This window comes from Sulfurospirillum oryzae (assembly GCF_025770725.1).
GTDB lineage: Bacteria > Campylobacterota > Campylobacteria > Campylobacterales > Sulfurospirillaceae > Sulfurospirillum > Sulfurospirillum oryzae.
The window spans coordinates 210220-228702 of record NZ_JANZKZ010000001.1 but is presented as its reverse complement, the minus strand read 5'-3'; the positions used below and the strand labels follow the sequence as shown (position 1 = coordinate 228702).

Genomic DNA, 18483 nt, shown 5'->3' with positions numbered 1-18483 from the left:
AGCCGTTGTGGTGCTCTTACATGAAAGGCAACCCTTTGAAAGATATAGAAAATGCGATAGCTTCGTGTACATCGCTTGTAGAATTAGAAAAGATGCGAGTCTCTCTTTTTGGTAAAAAAGGATATTTTGCAGCGCAATTTGAAGAGCTCAAAAAGCTCGATGGTGATGCTAAAAAAGAGTTTGCTCAAAATCTAAATATAAACAAAGAGAATTTTTTAGACCTGCTCAATCAAAAAAAGAGCGCACTTGATGCCATCATGATTGAAGCGCAAATGCGAAAAAGCAGTGTTGATGTGACACTGTTTAACCAAGAAAGTGCCGCAGGTGCGCTTCATCCTGTTATGGATACGATGGATAAAATTATTGAATATTTTGTAAGTATGAACTTCTCCATTGAAGAAGGTCCACTGGTTGAAGATGACTTTCATAACTTTGAAGCGCTTAATCTTCCAAAGTATCATCCCGCTCGCGATATGCAAGATACTTTTTATTTTAAAGATTCGATGCTTCTTCGTACGCATACGTCTCCTGTACAAATTAGAACGATGTTGAAGCAAAAAGCACCGATTCGTATGATTTGCCCAGGTGCTGTATTTAGACGTGATTTTGATATAACACATACACCTATGTTTCACCAAGTTGAAGGTCTTGTGGTCGATAAAGCTGGGAAAGTCTCTTTTGCCAATCTAAAATTTATTCTTGAAGACTTTTTGAAATACATGTTTGGTGATGTTAAAGTGCGTTTCCGTCCGAGCTTTTTCCCTTTTACGGAGCCAAGTGCAGAAGCTGATATTAGCTGTATTTTCTGCAAAGGTGAAGGCTGTCGTGTCTGTTCGCATACAGGTTGGTTAGAAGTCCTTGGTTGTGGTGTGGTTGATCCGAATGTCTTTAAGGCCGTAGGGTATAAAGATGTGAGTGGTTACGCGTTTGGACTCGGTGTTGAACGCTTTGCAATGCTACTGCATCAAATTCCAGATTTAAGGTCTTTGTTTGAGGGTGATTTGAGATTATTGGAGCAATTTAGATGATAGTAACAAAACAGTGGTTAAATGAATGGATCGATGTAAGTGCGATTGATACCGATAAAATTTCTATAGCGCTTAATGCCATTGGTCTTGAAGTCGATGGGCTTACAAAAATCCGAATTCCCGCGCATGTTGTGGTTGGTAAAGTTGTCTCTTGTGAGAAGCACCCTAACGCTGATAAACTCAATCTCTGTCAAGTTGATGTTGGAGAGAGTATTCAGCAGATTGTCTGTGGTGCTAAAAATGTCGCAGCAGGACAAATGGTTGCCGTTGCTCTCATCGGTGCAGAACTTCCCGGTGGTCTAAAAATTAAAAAAGCAAAACTACGCGATGTTGAATCATGCGGTATGATCTGCTCTTCTACTGAGCTTGGTCTTCCTAAGATCAACGATGGCATTATGATTTTAGACGATAGCATTGGAAAACTAGAACTTGGTAAGCCTTTATGTGAGTACCCTCTTATCAATGATGATGTGATTGAAATTGGATTGACTCCTAATCGTGGAGATTGCCAAAGTGTCTATGGTGTAGCACGAGATTTAAGTGTTTATTTTGATTTGGAAGTCAAAACACTGGGACAAAAAGAGGAAGAGGAAAATCAACCAGGTGTTGGTCGTGTACTGCATTTGCATGGTAGTGAAGCACTCTCTGGTTCTTACATGTACAAAGTATTTGACAATAAAGAGATTGAAGTCCCCCTCCTTATTCAACTGCGTTTAGGCTTTGCCGAGGTTGAAAATAGCTGTTTGCTTGGCAAATTAGTGGATTATTCGACCTATGTGACAGGAGTTCTTCTTCGTGCATACAGTCAAACTTGTTTTGGCTCCAAAGATGATAAGGCAAAAATTACAATTGCCAAAGATGAAAATGGTTTGGATGCAATCTATGGCTTAAATGGTCAAAAAGTAGCTATTACAGGCATTGCGCAGATGAGTGAATGCAAAGCGACAGCCTTGGATGATCGCATCATTGTTGAAGCAAATTATACACACCCTGAGATTATTGCATCACGCAGTGCCAATAAAAAATTGGGTGGAGATAAGCATCTTTACCGTTCATCCAGAGGCAGTGAGCCGCAACTTGTTTTTGGTCTAAGTTACTTTTTCAAAATGCTGGGCAAGCGTTCAAAAGTGATGCCTTATGCGGATTCTCAACAAATTACACAAGATTTTGAGCCGAAAATCATCAATATTCATCAAAGTGAATTAACAGAAATGATCGGTGAAGAAATTCCTAAAAATAAAATTATCAAGATTTTAAAACATCTAGGATTTGGGGTCAATTTTGCATTTGAACAAGATGTCATTAATGTCAAGATTCCTCAATTTAGATCCGATGTTCTCAATGTGCAAGATATTTGTGAAGAGATCGTTCGTATTGTTGGCATTGACAATATCACCTCTAAACCTTTTATGTTTGCGGAACAACTGAAAATAAATCAATCTTACTTGAATTTTAAAAAGCGACAGATGTATCGTCATCGTGCTGTGGCATCTGGCTTTTTTGAGACATTGCATTTTGTGTTTGATGATGCAGAAAATGCGAAGAAATTTAATCTTCCTCTCTTAAATGAAGCACTCGAAGTGGCAAATCCTATTACAAGTGAGCTTAATACACTTCGTAGTTCACTTTTGCCAAATATCCTAAGTGCCGTTTCCAATAACCTCAAGTTTGGCAAAAAACGTGTTGCCCTCTTTGAAGTTGGCAGTGTTTTTGACTCAGAGAGAAACGAAAGTAAAAAAATGGCGTTTGTCTTTAGTGGCGAAAATGGTATTCCTGAGATTGCAAATCATGGCAAGCCAACAGAGATTGACTTTTTTGCGTTTGCGAGTAAAATTCAGAGTATTTTAGGCAATTTCACACTCCTTCCACTTAAAGAAGTCAATGGACTTTGCAGCCCTTATGAGGCAGCCATTGTAATGATTGATGGTGTGGAAGCAGGGTATATGGCACGTGTGAATGTTCAAGTGGAAAAAGAGCTTGATTTGGCACGTACATACATCTGCGAGCTTGATTTTGATGCTCTTTCGTATGGAAGAAAAATTGCAAAAGAGTACTCTAAATTGCCATCTTCTTCACGAGATTTGAGTCTTTTGGTTGATGCGAAGATGCAGTATTCTGAGTTAGAGAGTTTCATTGCTTCCATTGCCCCAAAGGCTTTGGTCAAATTTGCAGTGATTGATCGCTATGTGCATGAAAGCCTTGGTGATAAAGTGAGCCTCACACTGAAACTTCAATTCCAGTCTATGGAAAAAACGTTTGAAGAAGAGGAGATTGCCTCTATGGTCGAAGCATTGCTTGCTAAAATTCAAGAAAAATTTGGAATTACCATCCGATGAAAACCTTACATGTAAACCCCAAAGCCTCTTTTGAGTTTACAACCGATAAAATCGCCAGCGATAAGTCAATTTCGCATCGCTGTGCGATTTTTTCACTCCTGAGCGATCACCCCTCCATCGTTAAAAACTATCTACCCGCCGAAGATACACTCTGTACTTTGAGTATCGTGCAGTCATTGGGTGCGCATGTTTCCAAAGCAGAAGATGGAACACTCACCATTACGCCACCTCTTAGCATTGTGGAGCCTCCGCTTATTCTTGATTGTGGAAATTCGGGGACGGCTATTCGCCTTTTAATGGGCTTTTTGTCTTCATGTAAAGGCTTTTTTGTGTTGTATGGCGACAAGTACTTGTGCTCTCGCCCGATGCGCCGTGTCGCAGACCCACTCCGTGAGATTGGCGCTCAAATTGATGGCAGAAACAGTGGTAATTATGCACCGCTTGGCATTCGAGGTGAGAGACTTAAAGCTTTTCATTACGAGAGTAAAATCGCCTCAGCACAGGTGAAAAGCGCGCTGATTCTAGCGGCGCTTCAAGCTGATGGCATTTCTACCTTTAGCGAGCCAGAACTAAGCCGTGACCATAGTGAACGCATGCTTCGAGGTATGGGTGCTAACGTGGTATCGGAAGGTTTACATGTAACGATTCATCCTCAGACAAAACCGCTGAGTCCCCTTCATATAACCGTGCCAAGTGACCCTTCAAGTGGCTTTTTCTTTGCCGTTGCTGCTGCGATTAACGAAGGAAGTAAAGTCACACTGCACAATATGCTTCTCAATCCTACGCGCATTGAAGCCTATAAGGTGCTTGAACGCATGGGGGCTGAGGTTTTGTTTATTGAGAAAGAGAGCTTATACGAAAGTGTCGGTGATATTGTCATCACCGGTAAAGCGTTACATGGTGTTGAAGTGAGTGAAAACATTTCATGGCTCATTGATGAATTGCCAGCTCTTTCCATTGCATTTGCCTGCGCAAAAGGTAAAAGCCTTGTTAAAAACGCACAGGAACTGCGTGTCAAAGAGAGTGATCGTATTTCAAGCGTTGTGAAAAATCTTCGTTTATGTGGTATTGAAGTGGAAGAGTTTGACGATGGTTACGAAGTAACGGGCGGAGAGCTTAACCGCGCTACAATTAACAGTTTTGGCGACCATAGAATTGCGATGAGTTTTGCGATAGCAGGTACACGAACAGCGATGAGTATTGAAGATATTGACTGCATTAACACCTCTTTTCCCAATTTTATTGAGCTGCTTTCTCAAATAGGAAATGTGCAATTATGACTATTAAACTAGCAACGAGTTATGGCTTCTGTTTTGGTGTAAAACGGGCTATCAAAATTGCTGAAAATACAAAAAATGCCTCAACCATTGGACCGCTCATTCATAACAACGAAGAGATTAATCGTTTGAGTGAGAATTTTAACGTCAAAACGCTGCATGACATCTCTGAAGCTAAAGGTGTTGATAAAGCCATTATTAGAACCCATGGCATTCCTAAAAAAGATTTGGAAACTTTGATGAAAAGTGATGTTCAAGTCATCAATGCGACCTGCCCTTATGTAACAAAACCCCAAGAAATTTGTGAGAAAATGAGTATGGAAGGGTATGAAATCGTCATCTTTGGTGATGCTGATCATCCTGAAGTCAAAGGGGTTGAGAGTTATGCCATTCACGGCGCACACGTGGTTCAAAGTGTAGGTGAACTTGAAAAAGTAAAGTTTAAAGGCAATAAAATTGCAGTGGTTTCACAAACGACACGTAAAATCAATGAATTTTTGCAAATTACCAATTATTTAGAGACACGCTACAAAGAGGTACGTGTTTTTAATACGATTTGTAATGCGACTTTTGAAAACCAAGATGCAGCGCGTGAGCTTGCGAAAGAAGCCGATGTCGTAATCGTTATTGGCGGTAAAAATTCTTCCAATACAAAGCAATTACACAGCATTTGCAAAGAGTATTGTGCGGATAGCTTTTTGGTTGAGAGTGAGAAAGATTTAGATCCGAGCTGGTTTACGGGGAAAACGCTTTGTGGCGTGACTGCGGGCGCTTCAACGCCTGATTGGATTATCGAAAAAATAGTTGGAAAAATCAGCGAAATTAAAGTATAATAAACAACTTTTACATGTTTACATGTAGCTAAATGTGTCAAAAATCAATCAAAAAGGGTATAAAAATGGTAAATGAGGCGAACAAAACTGTTCATACTGACGCCGTAGACGAGCATGAGGAGATGGATTTTGCGGCTATGTTGGAAGAGTCTTTCAAAGATTCTGAGAGAGATGCACTCATCAATGGTGTTGTTGTAGCGATCAAAGAAGATGTTATCTTAGTTGATGTGGGCAAGAAGTCTGAGGGACGATTGAACGCATCTGAGGTTACAGATGAAAATGGCAACATAACATGCAAAGTGGGAGATGTCATCCCTGTAGTGATTACAGGATTCAGAAACGAAAGACCAGCTGTTTCGCACAAAAAGGCCCTTCGTAAGGATCGTATTAAATCATTTATCGCTGAGTTTAAAGAAGAAGACGATGTTGTTCTTGATGTTAAAATCACTGGCAAGAACAAAGGTGGATTTATTGCTGAGAACAAAGAGGGTATTGAATTCTTCCTTCCACGTTCACAAGCTGCTGTTAAAGACATGAACGGACTTATGGGTAAATCACTCAAAGTTAAAATCATTAAAATTGACACTGATACAGAATCGATCATTGTTTCTCGCAAAAAATTCTTAGACGATGAGCGTAAAAAACGCAAAGAGATCGTTCAAGAGTTGATTGACCGTGACGAAGTGGTTGAGGGAACCATCAAAAAAATTACAACCTATGGTATGTTTGTTGACGTGGGTGGCATTGATGGATTGGTTCACTACAGTGAAATCAGCTACAAGGGCCCAGTAAATCCAGGTACACTTTACCAAGAGGGTGAAGTGATTCCCGTTAAAGCAATCAAATATGATAAAGACAAACGTCATCTTTCACTTTCAGTTAAAGCGGCTATGCCTGATCCTTGGGATGAGATCAAAGATGAATTAGAGACAGGCGATTCTATCCAAGTTACCATCAGCAATATTGAGCCTTATGGTGCGTTTGTTGATCTTGGTAATGACATCGAAGGTTTCCTTCACATCTCTGAAATTTCTTGGGATAAAAACATAAAACACCCACGCGATTACATCGAAGAGGGTCAAGTGGTTGATGTTGAAGTGATTGAAATTGATGCAAAAGAGAGACGTCTACGGGTGTCTCTTAAAAATGTTCTTCCAAAACCATTTGATGATTTCATGAAAAAATTCAAAGTAGGTGATGTTGTTAAAGGTGAAATCACGACCATTACAAACTTTGGTGCATTTGTGAAAATTGGTGGTATTGAAGGTCTTTTACACAATGAAGATGCTTCTTGGGATCGTAACAATAAATGTAAAGAACTTTTTGCTGTTGGCGATGTTGTAGAAGTTAAAATCGTTAAAATTGATGTAGAGAGCGAAAAAGTCTCTTTAAGTAAAAAAGAGCTTGAAGATAGCCCAATCCAAAAATATGCAAAATCACATGAGAATGGTGATATTGTTCATGGTAAAATCAGAGACATCAAAGAATTTGGTATCTTTGTTGAGCTTGAAGACAATGTAGATGCACTCATTCGTAAAGAAGACTTAGGTCAAGTGAATGAGGCTGATCTTAAAATTGGTGATGAAATCGAAGCGGCTATTACTTTTATTGATGACAAAAAAAATCGCATTCGTCTTTCTGTTAGACGTCTTTCAAAACTTAAAGAGAGAGAAGCGTTAAAAGAGATCAATAAAGAAGAGAAAATGACGCTCGGAGACATCTTAAAAGATCAATTGAAATAATCGATGCAAAAAAAAGTACTTGGCGCAATTTTTTTACTTCTCTTTGTAGGTGTAGGATTTTTTCTCACGAAACTCTTACATCAAGAAGTGGAAGTGAATGTAGAGGTCGCCAAGTACGAATCTCCTAAAAAACAAGAAATCAAACAAGAAACACAAGAAAAAGTTTGGATCAAAGAGATGGCGCATCAAGACGCTAGGGAGTTTGTATTTCCTGTGAATGAGCTCTTTATGCAAATTGATGCGTATGGACAAAAAAGTGGTAGTGGTGGCAAATTAAAGTCTTTCCGCTTGGTGATTGATCGAGCGGATCGCTACTCTCTTTTTTGCATCATTCAAACACTTACCTCTTTGCACCTACCCTATATGGTGGTTAAGGAAGATAAAATCCCGCTCATTTATATAGAAGAAAAAAGCGAAAAACAACTGGACAAAGTTGTTTTAGAGCTTGAAAAATACGATATAAAATCAAAAATTGTCGAGGTTTGGTTATGAAACAGAAAAAAATCATTGTATGCGATGCAATCCATGAAAAAGGTTTTGAAATCTTACGTGCTGAGAAAGACATTGAAGTTGTTGATGCTGTTCATGTGTCAAAAGATGAACTCTTAAAAATTATGGGCGATTGTGATGTTGCTATTACACGTAGTTCAACCGATGTTGATGAAAAGTTCCTCAATGCAGCTACAAACTTAAAAGCGATTGTAAGAGCCGGTGTGGGTGTGGATAACGTAGACCAAGATGGTTGTAGTAGACGCGGTATCATCGCGATGAACGTACCAACTGCCAATACCATTGCAGCAGTAGAGCTCACAATGGCACATCTTTTAGGATGCGCGAGAAGTTTTGTGAATGCCAATAACCATCTTAAAATTGAGCGTGTTTGGAATCGTGAAAAATGGTATGGTGTCGAGCTTTGTGAAAAACGTCTAGGTGTTATCGGTTTTGGTAATATCGGCAGCCGTGTCGCCATTCGTGCCAAAGCATTTGGCATGGAAGTTATTGCTTATGACCCATACATCTCAGCTTCAAAAGTAACCGATCTTGGTATGACATACACTGAAAATTTTGATGATATCTTGGCATGTGATTTTATTACGATCCATACACCAAAAAATAAAGAAACCGTCAACATGATCTCACACGATGAGATCGCAAAAATGAAAGATGGCGTTAGACTTATAAACTGTGCGCGTGGTGGTCTTTACAATGAAGATGCGCTATATGAAGGTATCAAAAGCGGTAAAATTGCTTTTGCAGGTATTGATGTTTTCTCAAAAGAGCCAGCAACAAGTCATCCTTTACTCGACCTTGAGCATATCTGTGTGACACCTCACCTTGGCGCAAATACGTTAGAGTCTCAAGAAAAAATTGCAATTCAAGCAGCTGAAAATGCGATTAGCGCAGCACGTGGCATTAGCTACCCTAATGCACTTAATCTCCCTATTAAAGCGGAAGATATTCCATCTTTTGTTGAACCATACTTAGAACTTGTTCAAAAAATGGGCTTTTTGGCAGCGCAGCTTAATCGTTCAGCTATTAAATCTATCAAACTTGAACTCGAAGGTGAAATTGGCTCTTACGCAAAATCACTTTTAACTTTTGGTATTGTAGGTTCGCTCAAAGAAGCCAATGAGAATAAAATTAATTATGTCAATGCTGAATTTGTGGCAAAAGAAAAAGGCATTGAGAGTAAATTTGAAGTAGCCAATAGTACGAGCGGTTACAAAAACAAAGTAACATTAATTTTAACAACTGAAAAAGATGTTGTCAGCATTAGTGGAACTGTTTTTGGTGAAGATGAACAACGCATTGTCGGCATTAATGGTTTTAAATTTGACTTTAAACCAAAAGGCAAAATGATTATCTTTAAAAACCATGACGTACCAGGGGTTATTGCACATATTGCTTCTATCTTGGCGAAAGAGGGCATTAATATTGCTGACTTTAGATTGGGTCGTGGAGCGCATCAGTTTGCGATGGCTGTGATCTTGGTCGATACAGACATCGACAAAAAAATCATTTCAGAACTCAATCAACTTGAAACATGTGTTTGGGTAGAGTACGCTGTTTTATAATACCAACTTCTAGAAAGAGGGTACACCTAATCTTTGGGTGCACCCTCTTTTTCTCTTATATTGTTTAAATTAAATTGACTTACTCTAGGCACTCTCCCCAAATTAAAGACTTTGACTAACATTATAAAAGTAAAATTTTATTATCTTTAGCTAAAACGCCATGCTTAATTATTTTCGATAAATAAATAAATATTATAAATTTGATAATATTGGTACAATTTATAAAATAAGATAGGGGTTTTGGGATGAAAATCTTTTTTTTGGCCTTGATAACCTTTAGTATCTGCTTTGCACAAGAAGGGCTCAGTTTAGAAAGTGCCATCGCAAAAGTGAAAGCAAATAACAAAGAGATTGTGATTGCAAAGTTTGATGAGCAGATAAGAGCATTAGAGCATCAAGCAGCTCTCGGGCAAAACTATGGAAGTGTAGACCTTTCTCAAGCAGCACTGCGTAGCAACGATGCATTGAATATTTTTGGATACAAACTACAATCACGCCAAGCGACTTTTGCTGATTTTGGCTTCAAGCAGTTCAACGGCTCTAATTACATGTTAGCTCCAGAGGATCTCAACAACCCAAAAGATCGTAACCATTTTCAAACAAAGATCGAATACACGCTTCCTATTTATACCGGTGGCAAATTAGAACACTATGGTAAAATCACTCAAGCGCTTCAAGCTATGAGCACTTTAGAGCGTGAACAACTCACCGCTACCAAAATTTATGAGCTGAAAAAAAGTTTTTTTGCTATTTCACTCTTAAACAATTATCTTTACAATTTGCATATCATTGCCACCAATACAACCAAACTTGAAAAAACAACCGAAGCGATGATGCAAGAAGGCTACGTCAAAAAAGTGGATCTTTTAGAAATTCAAAGTAAACAAGCCGATGTTGAGCGTCTCATTAACCAAGCGGAAGCAAATAAGTCACTGTTGTATTACTACATCTCATTTTTAGTGGATGAGCCTATTGCTTCTATTGCAGGTAATTACGAAGAGGCGGAGTTGGCGTTGGATGAAGATGAGCGCATTTTGGCTCAAAACCTTGACATCAAAAAAGCAGAGCAGGGTGTTGAAATCTCCAAGATGAACATTGCATTGCAACAGAGTACTTTTTTGCCTCAAGTGGGAGCTTTTGCTAACTATGGTAGTAGTGATGAAAAGCTCATGAATGACTTTTCTAAAAACGATGCGTATACCGTTGGGCTTCAAGTCAAATGGAATATTTTTAATGGTGGAACAGATAAAAACAACCTAGAAAAAGCGCGTGTCGAAAACCTCAAAGCGTCTCAGCAACTTATCCTTGCAAAAAACAGTGTCGCTTTGAATGTGAAGCAGATTCAAACACAGATCAAAAGCCATGAATACGAGATTGCAAGCCTTAAAAAAGAGGTGGAATTAGCCCATCTTATTTATGAGAATTATGCAGGAAGATATGCTGAAAAAATTGTCTCCATTAATGATGTTATGATGAAACAATCTGAAGAACTCACCAAAGTCCTCAAGCTCAAAGAGGTGCAAAATGCGCGCAATGAAAAGATCTTTGAACTCCAAAAATTAGCCAGTAAGGAAGTTAAGTGAAACGTTTACATGTAAAACTTGCTATCGCATGCTCTCTAGTAGGCGCAACGCTTAGTGCGGCAAGTCTCAATTTGAGTGGTAGTGTCATTTCAGACAATCAAAAAAGCATTGCAAGCCGCTATATGGGTTATATTCAAGCTGTTTATGTGAATGAGGGCGATGTTGTGAAAAAAGGCGATTTGCTTTACACGATTGACTCAAAAGAGATTGATACGGCACTCGCACAGAGTGATCTTGCTATTTCTCAAGCAGAACTCTCCTTGTCCATGAATGAGAACCAATACGTCAATGCCAAGCTTAATTTAGAGCGTTATCAGCGTTTATTGGCAAAAGACATGGTCTCAAAATATGAGGTTGAAAACTTGGAGCTTTCTACAAACAATCTTAAAGCAATGGTTGAAATTGCGCAAAAGCAGGTAGCATCCGCCAAGCAAAAACGTCAAGAGGTTCAAAATCAGTACCAGTACCTCAAAGTTAAAGCTCCTAATGAGAGCGTTGTGATTGAAAAACATATTAAAGCGGGCGAAATGGCACTTTCGGGTGTTCCTGCTTTGGTACTGGCTGATTTAAGTACACTTAAAATTAGCACGGAGATTGCGGAGAGTTATTTAGGAAGTGTCAAAGTGGGAGATCGTGCGCGTGTGGAAGTGCCTTCCATTGGCTGTATTAGCGAAGGGAAAATTGATGCGATTATTCCTAGTTCTAACCCTATGGCGCATACCTTTAAGCTGAAAATCTCTTTTACATGTAAAGATGTTAAAGCCTACCCTGGTATGTATGCTGTGGTGGTTGTAGGTGAGTAACTAACATGAAGAAATACAAAGAAAAATATTTAGCGGGCTATTTAGCACGCCTTTTTTTACGTAACCCTCTTACGATGATTTTAGGGGCGACACTGATTATGCTAGGTGTGGTTGCCCTCTCTATGATGCCTCGTGAAGAAGACCCTCAAATCTCTATTAGTGGTGGTGTTGTCATTGTCTCTATGCCAGGAGCGAGTGCGGCTGAGATCGAGCAGATGATCGTTCGCCCTCTTGAGAGACGCATCAAAGAGATCAAAGGTGTTGAGCATATTTATGGCGTGGCGAGCGATAATGTAGGCATTGTTAACGTCATGTATTACATCGGTGAAAATCGCGAAGCATCGAATTTGAAGCTTTACGATAAAGTCATGCAGAATATGGATCAATTACCTGAGGGTGCATCAACGCCATTGGTTCGTCCGTTTGACATTGACATCGATATACCGATTCTCTCCGTTGCCTTTTATGCTAAAACAGCGCAAAATGTTGATAATGTGACACTTTACAAGCGCGTAGAGACATTTCGTAATTCCCTTGGCAATGTCCATAATGTAGCAAAAACAGAGATTAAGGGTGAGCATAAGGAGCAGTTTAACATCGAGATAGATCTCTCAAGGCTCACAGGTTATCATCTCTCTTTAGAGCAGATCGTTGGTGCCTTAAAATCACTCACCGCCTCATCGCCTGAGGTCAAAAACCGTACTCAAGAGGGTAAGCTTGTTATTTTTGGTGTTAAAAATGCGTTGGAACGCGTGGAAGATATTCAAAATCTTATTGTTGCAAACTATGGCGGCTCAATGGTTTATCTTAAAGATATTGCCGCTGTTCATTTGGGCGATGACATTCAAAACAAAAAAAGTGCGCAGATCAGCTATAAACAAGGGGATCAGTTTACCCCATTGCAAGATCAAGTGACACTCAGTGTTTCAAAGCTGAAAGGCTCCAATGCGGTTGTGATCGCAGGTGATGTACTAAAACGTCTTGAAGCATCAAAAGCTGCTTGGGAGAGCGAGGGAATAGGCTATATCGTGACACGAAACTACGGCGAACGTGCCAATGAAGCGGTCAATGAACTGGTGTTTCACCTTTTGATTTCCATTGTGATTATTGCGTTGCTTCTTATTTTTATTTTAGGATGGCGAGAGGGGTTGATTGTGACATTGACCGTTCCTGCTATTTTAGCCATTACCATTTTTATAGCCTATATCAGCGATCAGACGATCAACCGCATTACACTTTTTGCCTTTTTACTCAGTCTTGGACTTTTAGTCGATGACGTGATTGTTGTGATTGAAAATATCCATCGCCATTTGCATGCGAAAGACGCCGAAGAAAAAGAGATGGATGAGTTGCTTATTGAAGCAACCGATGAGATAGGCGCTCCAACCAATCTTGCGACCATTGCGATTATTTTAACGATGGTTCCTATGGCGTTTGTGGGGCAGATGATGGGTGAGTTTATGAAGCCTATACCTCTGAATGTTCCTGTGGCGATGATGGCATCACTGTTGATAGCGTATATTTTTACCCCATTCTTAGCACGTAGATTATTAAAAAAGCCAACCCACACCAAAGGAGAGAGTCATGCAAAAATTTGAGCAGTTTATTCACTCTATCTTGGTGGAAGATCGTAAAAAAAGGCGGGTATTGCTTTTTACACTTTTGGCATTTCTAGCGGCAGTCATGATGTTTCCGACCAAAATCGTTTTAGCCAAAATGTTACCGGGTAAAAGTACAAATACTTTCTCTGTCTATGTTGATTTACCCAACGGAAGCTCGTATCAAGAGACCAATACCATCAATGCGTGTGTGGTTAACATATTGCAAAAAGAGAAAGAGATTCAAAATATTGAAGTGTTTAATGGTATGGGCTCGCCTCTTGATTATGCAGGGCTTGTTAAAGGTTCTGGCTTTAAAAGTGGAGAGCATGTGAGTGAGATCGTGGTCAATCTAAGTGGCATTCATGAAAGACCTGAACGCTCTTTTGCGATAGTACATCGCTTACGTCCGCTCATTCAAAAAAGCTGTGAGACATTGATTCCTCAGACTTCGATCAAGATGGTTGAACAACCAGCAGGACCTCCAACGATGGCAGCTTTGGTCGTGGAGCTTTATGGCAACAATGCGGCTGAACTTGGCGTACTTTCTGAGAAGATCAAACAGATTCTTGTGCAAACGAAAGATTTGGTTGATGTGGACATTATGGCAGATGAGCTTTATGAAAAATACGCCCTTGTGCTCGATAAAGAGAGAGTAACGCGTTCCGCGCTCAGTATTGCGAAGATCAATGAGTTGTTGTATTTAAGCTTTGAGGGCATGCACGTTGCGCATAAAAATAGCGAGAGCTCGCCTTCTCAAATTCCTCTTTATGTGGTTTTGAGCTCTCCTTCAAAGTCACTTGCGCACGCTTCTAAAGAGGAGCTTCGCGCTAAACTCTCTTCGTTACAGCTTCAAAATGCACAAGGAATGATGGTACCGCTCTCCGAAGTGGTGCGTGTGGAGAAAGTGACCTCTTCGCCGACAATTATGTCTAAGAATTTGCAGAAGATGGTGAGCATTGTCGCCGAGGCAGACCTTGTCTCTCAGGTCTATCCCCTTTTAGACGCACGCAGTCGCATCAAAGAGGCACTGAGTGGTGAATTCGATGTCAGTAACAGCCACCTGTTTGATCTTACACTCAAAGATAAAAAGAGCGGCGAGGTGTTTGAACTGGCTTGGGATGGTGAGATGAAAGTCACGATGGATACATTTCGTGATCTTGGCGGAGCTTTTATCGCAGCTCTTATTTTGATCTTTTTATTGATGGTCGTTTATTACAAAAGCTTTGCCCTTTCTGGCATTGTGCTTCTTGGTAGTTTCCTCTCCATCATTGGCGTTATTGTAGGGCATTGGATTATGGATCTGTTTACATCAACAACGTTCTTTCTCACAGCTACGTCATTGATTGGTTTTATTTCACTGATGGGTATTAGCTCACGAAATGCACTTTTATTGATTGATTTTGCACAGACTTTGATCAAACAAGGCGTTTCGAAAAAAGAGGCGATTGCACGTGCGAGTGCGACGCGGGCGAAGCCTATTGTATTGACGGCAGCAGCGATTATCTTAGCCAGTACACTTCTTGCGACTGATCCTATTTTTGGGGGGCTTGGTGTTGCGTTAATCTTTGGAACGATTGCTGCGGTGATCGTTTCTTTGATTGTTGTCCCTGTTTTGATGGACAACACCAAAGCGATCTAAAAGCATTTCTTACATGTAAAGGATAGGGCAACTTATCTTTTTACATGTAAAAGTTTTCGACGCGTCGATACCAGTAAACGCATCATGCGATAGACAAAAAGACGTTTGTTTATCACACTAATCTTACGGCAATTCTCATCTTTTAAACACTCAAATACTTCTTCTAACGCCAATTTCTCACTTACGGATAAGTTTGTCATACCGTTCCTTTTTGCCCGTCATTTATCTTACGTACCAAACGCACAATATCTTCATCTTTTAACATACCAAGCATATTAAAAACCACTGGAATTCCCATAGGCGCGCTACTTCCAAGTCTCCACTCTTGATAGGTGCGCATGGATATTCCAAAAGTTTCTGCCATCTTCTTTTGAGAAATTTTCTTTCCCATATTTTCAGCTTCAATGGCATTGTGCAAAAGATTGATGATGTCGCTTGTTTTCATCGTATGATTGTACTTAAAAATGTATTAAACATAAATTAAATTGTATAAAACATACTAATTAATTTATAATTTAAACTTTATAACAGATATTATATCTTTTTTATTGATTTTATTATGCTTTTAATTGATTGAAATATACAATATATTGTATAAAAATAGGCTATTTTGTTGTCGTGGTTTTTTTCGCTATAATGACGAAAACTAAAATTTAGGAGAATTTATGGCCTCTATAGGAATGGGCGACTTAAAAAAAGGGTTAAAGATCGAAATTAATGGTACCCCTTATAAAATCGTAGAATACCAACACGTTAAACCTGGTAAGGGTGCGGCATTTGTTCGCTGTAAAATCAAATCTTTTGTTGATGGTAAAGTGATCGAAAAAACGTTCCATGCGGGTGATAAATGTGAAACGCCTCAACTCGAAGATAAAATCATGCAGTTTTTATATGATGATGGTGAATTCTTACAATTTATGGACAGTGCAACTTATGAGCAAATCGCATTAACACACGACCAAGTGGGCGAGGCGGCAGATTGGATTATTGATGGTATGAATGTTGATATGCTTTACCACAATGGTAAACCTATCAGTGTTGAAGCACCTCAGTTTGTTCAACTCAAAATCGTTGAGACACCACCTAACTTTAAAGGTGATACACAAGGTGGCAAAAAACCAGCAACGCTTGAAAGCGGTGCAGTCGTTCAAGTCCCTTTCCACGTTGTTGAAGGTGATGTCATTAAAGTTGACACCGTACGTGGCGAATATCTCGAAAAAGTAAAATAGTCTTACATGTAAAAACATAGCGCAACTCTATGCGCTATGTTTCCTCCTCTTCTTTCCCTCTTTAGTGCTATAATAATTTACGATACATTTGTCATGCAACAATATTTTGCAAGGAGTTTTCATGAGTAAAAAAGTCATTGTCCCTTTGGCGGAGGGATTTGAAGAGATCGAAGCACTCACCATTGTGGATATTTTAAGGCGAGCTCATGTTGAAGTTGTTACAGTAGCTTTAGAGTCTTTACATGTCAAAGGAGCGCACAATATTGTTGTGGTTGCAGATGCTCTTATCAAAGAGCTAGATGGCAATGTCTTTGATATGATAGCTCTTCCTGGTGGAGTTCCTGGTGCTACCAACTTAGCCGCTGATACGACTGTTCAAACATTGCTTAAAGATTTTGATGCCAAGGGCAAAGCGATTGCTGCTATTTGCGCCGCTCCTTATGCCCTCAAATGTGCGGGAGTACTCAAAAACAGTTATACCTGTTATCCCTCATTTCAGCAAAAAATTGCTCAATCTGGCTACAAAGCAAATGAAAAAGTGGTCATAGATGAAAACATCACGACATCACAAGGACCAAGTACGGCAATTCTCTTTGCACTCAGTCTTGTAGAACAACTCTGTTCACGTGAGGTTAAAGAGAATTTAGCAAAAGATTTGTTGCTTGTTTAAGATGAGAGTGTTAAAAATTTAGTTTAGGAAAAATAGATGATATTGGCAACCATTAAAGGAAAATTGAGTTTGCTTTTGGGTTTACTAGCATTAGGTTTTATTGCTTTGGGGTATCAGGTGATGACACTCAGTGATAATGGAAAAGGTATTGCTGTTCGTTTCTTAGCGATTCAAGAGTTAGAATCACATGTCCTAACGATGCGCTTGGAACAACGTAATGTTCAGATTTATTATCAGCAAAAAAATGTCGATGCCTACAAGGAACACTATCAACAAGCCCTTAAACAGATGGATATTTTAGCGGGAATTTTTCTCTCTAAAGTCAATCAAGACAAAATAGCAGAACTTCGTAAAAATATTGAAACGATGTTTTTGCTGAATGAACCCAGAATAGAACTTTGGATCAAATATGGTAAAGCGGTTTCTGAGCCTTCTTTTAAAGCAGAACATCCCGATGAGGACAAAATATTGAGTGATGTTTCTCAAAAAAGTGGTGAACTTTTTGATCGTGTTGCTGAAGAGATGAAAAGCCTTGCCGCTAGCGTTAAAAAAACGAATTTCAATAGACTTGATGGCAATAAATTAACCTCTGAAATTACGCTAGGCGTGGTGAGTGTGGCTGTATTGGGGATCTTCTTTTTGATAACCAATTCGATTAGATCATCGGTTTCTAGTTCAAAAGAAGAGTGTGAAAGAGTACGTCAAAACAAAGACTTACACACGCTACTTCGTACCAGCAATCACGATGAGATCAGCGAAACGATGCGTACGGTTAATGCTCTTTTAGAAGAAATTTCACGCGCGATTGGCGAAGCGAAAGGCAATGCACTTGAAAATGCTTCTGTGGCAGAAGAGCTCTCTAGTACGAGTTTAGAGATAGGTAAACGCGCAGAAGAAGAGTCTCGTGTGGTACAGCAAACCACGCATGAATCCTCTTTGGTCGCTTCTGAAATCGAACATACAAGCGATCATGTCAAACATGTTAAAGAGACGATTCATACGGCACAAAAAAGTCTTTTGATGGCACAAGATCTGCTCAATGAAACCATCTCTCAACTTGCCAATACAGCACAAGCAGAAGCTGGGATCAATGATAGACTCAATCACCTCTCAAGTGATGCCGATCAAGTTAAGAACGTTTTGGATGTCATTAGTGACATTGCCGACCAAACGAACCTTTTAGCGCTCAATGCCGCCATAGAAGCCGCACGTGCAGGTGAGCATGGACGTGGTTTTGCTGTTGTTGCCGATGAGGTACGCAAATTGGCTGAACGTACTCAAAAGAGTTTGATTGAAACCAATGCCACCATTAATGTCATTGTTCAAAGTATTGGTGATATTAGTGGTGAGATGAATGAAAATGCAAAACGCATTACCGAACTCTCAGAGTTTTCAACCAAAGTGAGTACTCAAACAACTGATGCGGTGAACTTGCTCGATGAAAGTGTGAGTGCAACGGATGAAGTGGTCCTTAAAGCCGCCGATAATGTCAATCGCATTAATACCGCTGTTATTCATAAAATCGAAGAGATAGACACTCTTTCATGTTCAAACGCTAGAAGTGTCGAAGAGATCGCTGCAGCAGCAGAACATTTGGCACGTTTATCCGAAAGTCTTAGTGCTACACTCGCACAATTCAAAACCGCGTAAATCTTTTACATGTAAGA

The 18483-nt window shown here is 39.6% G+C and carries 16 protein-coding genes; 14 read left to right on the top strand and 2 right to left on the bottom strand.

The window, feature by feature from the left end:
- Positions 1–35: 35 nt before the first annotated feature.
- The 11 genes from pheS to N0B29_RS00960 all read left to right on the top strand — a co-directional run bounded on the left by pheS (position 36) and on the right by N0B29_RS00960 (position 14917).
- Positions 36–1028, top strand: coding sequence for a phenylalanine--tRNA ligase subunit alpha (gene pheS, locus N0B29_RS01010; protein ID WP_263831850.1), 993 nt, complete (start codon positions 36–38; stop codon positions 1026–1028).
- Positions 1025–3364 (top strand): phenylalanine--tRNA ligase subunit beta, encoded by a 2340-nt coding sequence (gene pheT, locus N0B29_RS01005; protein WP_263831849.1) that lies wholly within the window; start codon positions 1025–1027, stop codon positions 3362–3364. Before pheS ends, pheT begins: the two co-directional genes overlap by 4 nt.
- Positions 3361–4644, top strand: coding sequence for a 3-phosphoshikimate 1-carboxyvinyltransferase (gene aroA, locus N0B29_RS01000; protein WP_263831848.1), 1284 nt, complete (start codon positions 3361–3363; stop codon positions 4642–4644). Before pheT ends, aroA begins: the two co-directional genes overlap by 4 nt.
- Positions 4641–5474: a 4-hydroxy-3-methylbut-2-enyl diphosphate reductase gene (locus N0B29_RS00995; protein ID WP_263831847.1), complete on the top strand. Its 834-nt coding sequence runs from the start codon at positions 4641–4643 to the stop codon at positions 5472–5474. The genes aroA and N0B29_RS00995 overlap by 4 nt, the downstream gene beginning before the upstream one ends.
- A 65-nt stretch (positions 5475–5539) precedes the next feature.
- A complete protein-coding gene (locus tag N0B29_RS00990; protein ID WP_263831846.1) occupies positions 5540–7216 on the top strand; it encodes a 30S ribosomal protein S1 in 1677 nt (558 codons plus the stop codon).
- A gap of 3 nt (positions 7217–7219) precedes the next feature.
- Entirely contained in the window at positions 7220–7708 is a 489-nt protein-coding gene (locus tag N0B29_RS00985) for a hypothetical protein (RefSeq protein ID WP_263831845.1), read from the top strand.
- Complete coding sequence (gene serA / locus N0B29_RS00980; protein WP_263831844.1) at positions 7705–9291, top strand: phosphoglycerate dehydrogenase; 1587 nt, start codon at positions 7705–7707, stop codon at positions 9289–9291. Before N0B29_RS00985 ends, serA begins: the two co-directional genes overlap by 4 nt.
- A 245-nt stretch (positions 9292–9536) precedes the next feature.
- Entirely contained in the window at positions 9537–10874 is a 1338-nt protein-coding gene (locus N0B29_RS00975; RefSeq protein WP_263831843.1) for a TolC family protein, read from the top strand.
- A complete protein-coding gene (locus tag N0B29_RS00970) occupies positions 10871–11677 on the top strand; it encodes an efflux RND transporter periplasmic adaptor subunit (RefSeq protein ID WP_263831842.1) in 807 nt (268 codons plus the stop codon). The genes N0B29_RS00975 and N0B29_RS00970 overlap by 4 nt, the downstream gene beginning before the upstream one ends.
- Positions 11678–11682: 5 nt before the next feature.
- Positions 11683–13275, top strand: a complete 1593-nt coding sequence (locus N0B29_RS00965) for an efflux RND transporter permease subunit (protein WP_263831841.1) — start codon at positions 11683–11685, stop codon at positions 13273–13275.
- Entirely contained in the window at positions 13262–14917 is a 1656-nt protein-coding gene (locus N0B29_RS00960; protein ID WP_263831840.1) for an efflux RND transporter permease subunit, read from the top strand. The genes N0B29_RS00965 and N0B29_RS00960 overlap by 14 nt, the downstream gene beginning before the upstream one ends.
- A 32-nt stretch (positions 14918–14949) precedes the next feature.
- On the opposite strand, the gene N0B29_RS00955 is transcribed toward N0B29_RS00960, so the two are convergent.
- Together N0B29_RS00955 and N0B29_RS00950 are read right to left on the bottom strand one after the other, a co-directional pair.
- Entirely contained in the window at positions 14950–15117 is a 168-nt protein-coding gene (locus tag N0B29_RS00955) for a hypothetical protein (protein WP_263831839.1), read from the bottom strand.
- Positions 15114–15362 carry a DNA-binding protein gene (locus N0B29_RS00950; protein ID WP_037958366.1) on the bottom strand — a complete coding sequence of 83 codons (249 nt, stop codon included), beginning with the start codon at positions 15360–15362 and terminating at the stop codon, positions 15114–15116. The genes N0B29_RS00955 and N0B29_RS00950 overlap by 4 nt, the downstream gene beginning before the upstream one ends.
- 220 nt (positions 15363–15582) lie before the next feature.
- Here N0B29_RS00950 and efp point away from each other — a divergent pair, with 220 nt between their 5' ends.
- The 3 genes from efp to N0B29_RS12990 all read left to right on the top strand — a co-directional run bounded on the left by efp (position 15583) and on the right by N0B29_RS12990 (position 18466).
- The gene (efp, locus tag N0B29_RS00945) at positions 15583–16146 is read left to right on the top strand and encodes an elongation factor P (protein ID WP_263831838.1); all 564 of its coding nucleotides are present in this window, start codon (positions 15583–15585) and stop codon (positions 16144–16146) included.
- Positions 16147–16267: 121 nt separating this feature from the next.
- On the top strand, positions 16268–16816 hold the full coding sequence (locus tag N0B29_RS00940) for a DJ-1 family glyoxalase III (protein WP_263831837.1): 549 nt from the start codon (positions 16268–16270) through the stop codon (positions 16814–16816).
- Positions 16817–16852: 36 nt separating this feature from the next.
- Positions 16853–18466 (top strand): methyl-accepting chemotaxis protein, encoded by a 1614-nt coding sequence (locus tag N0B29_RS12990; protein WP_318526685.1) that lies wholly within the window; start codon positions 16853–16855, stop codon positions 18464–18466.
- The last annotated feature ends 17 nt before the right edge of the window (positions 18467–18483 follow it).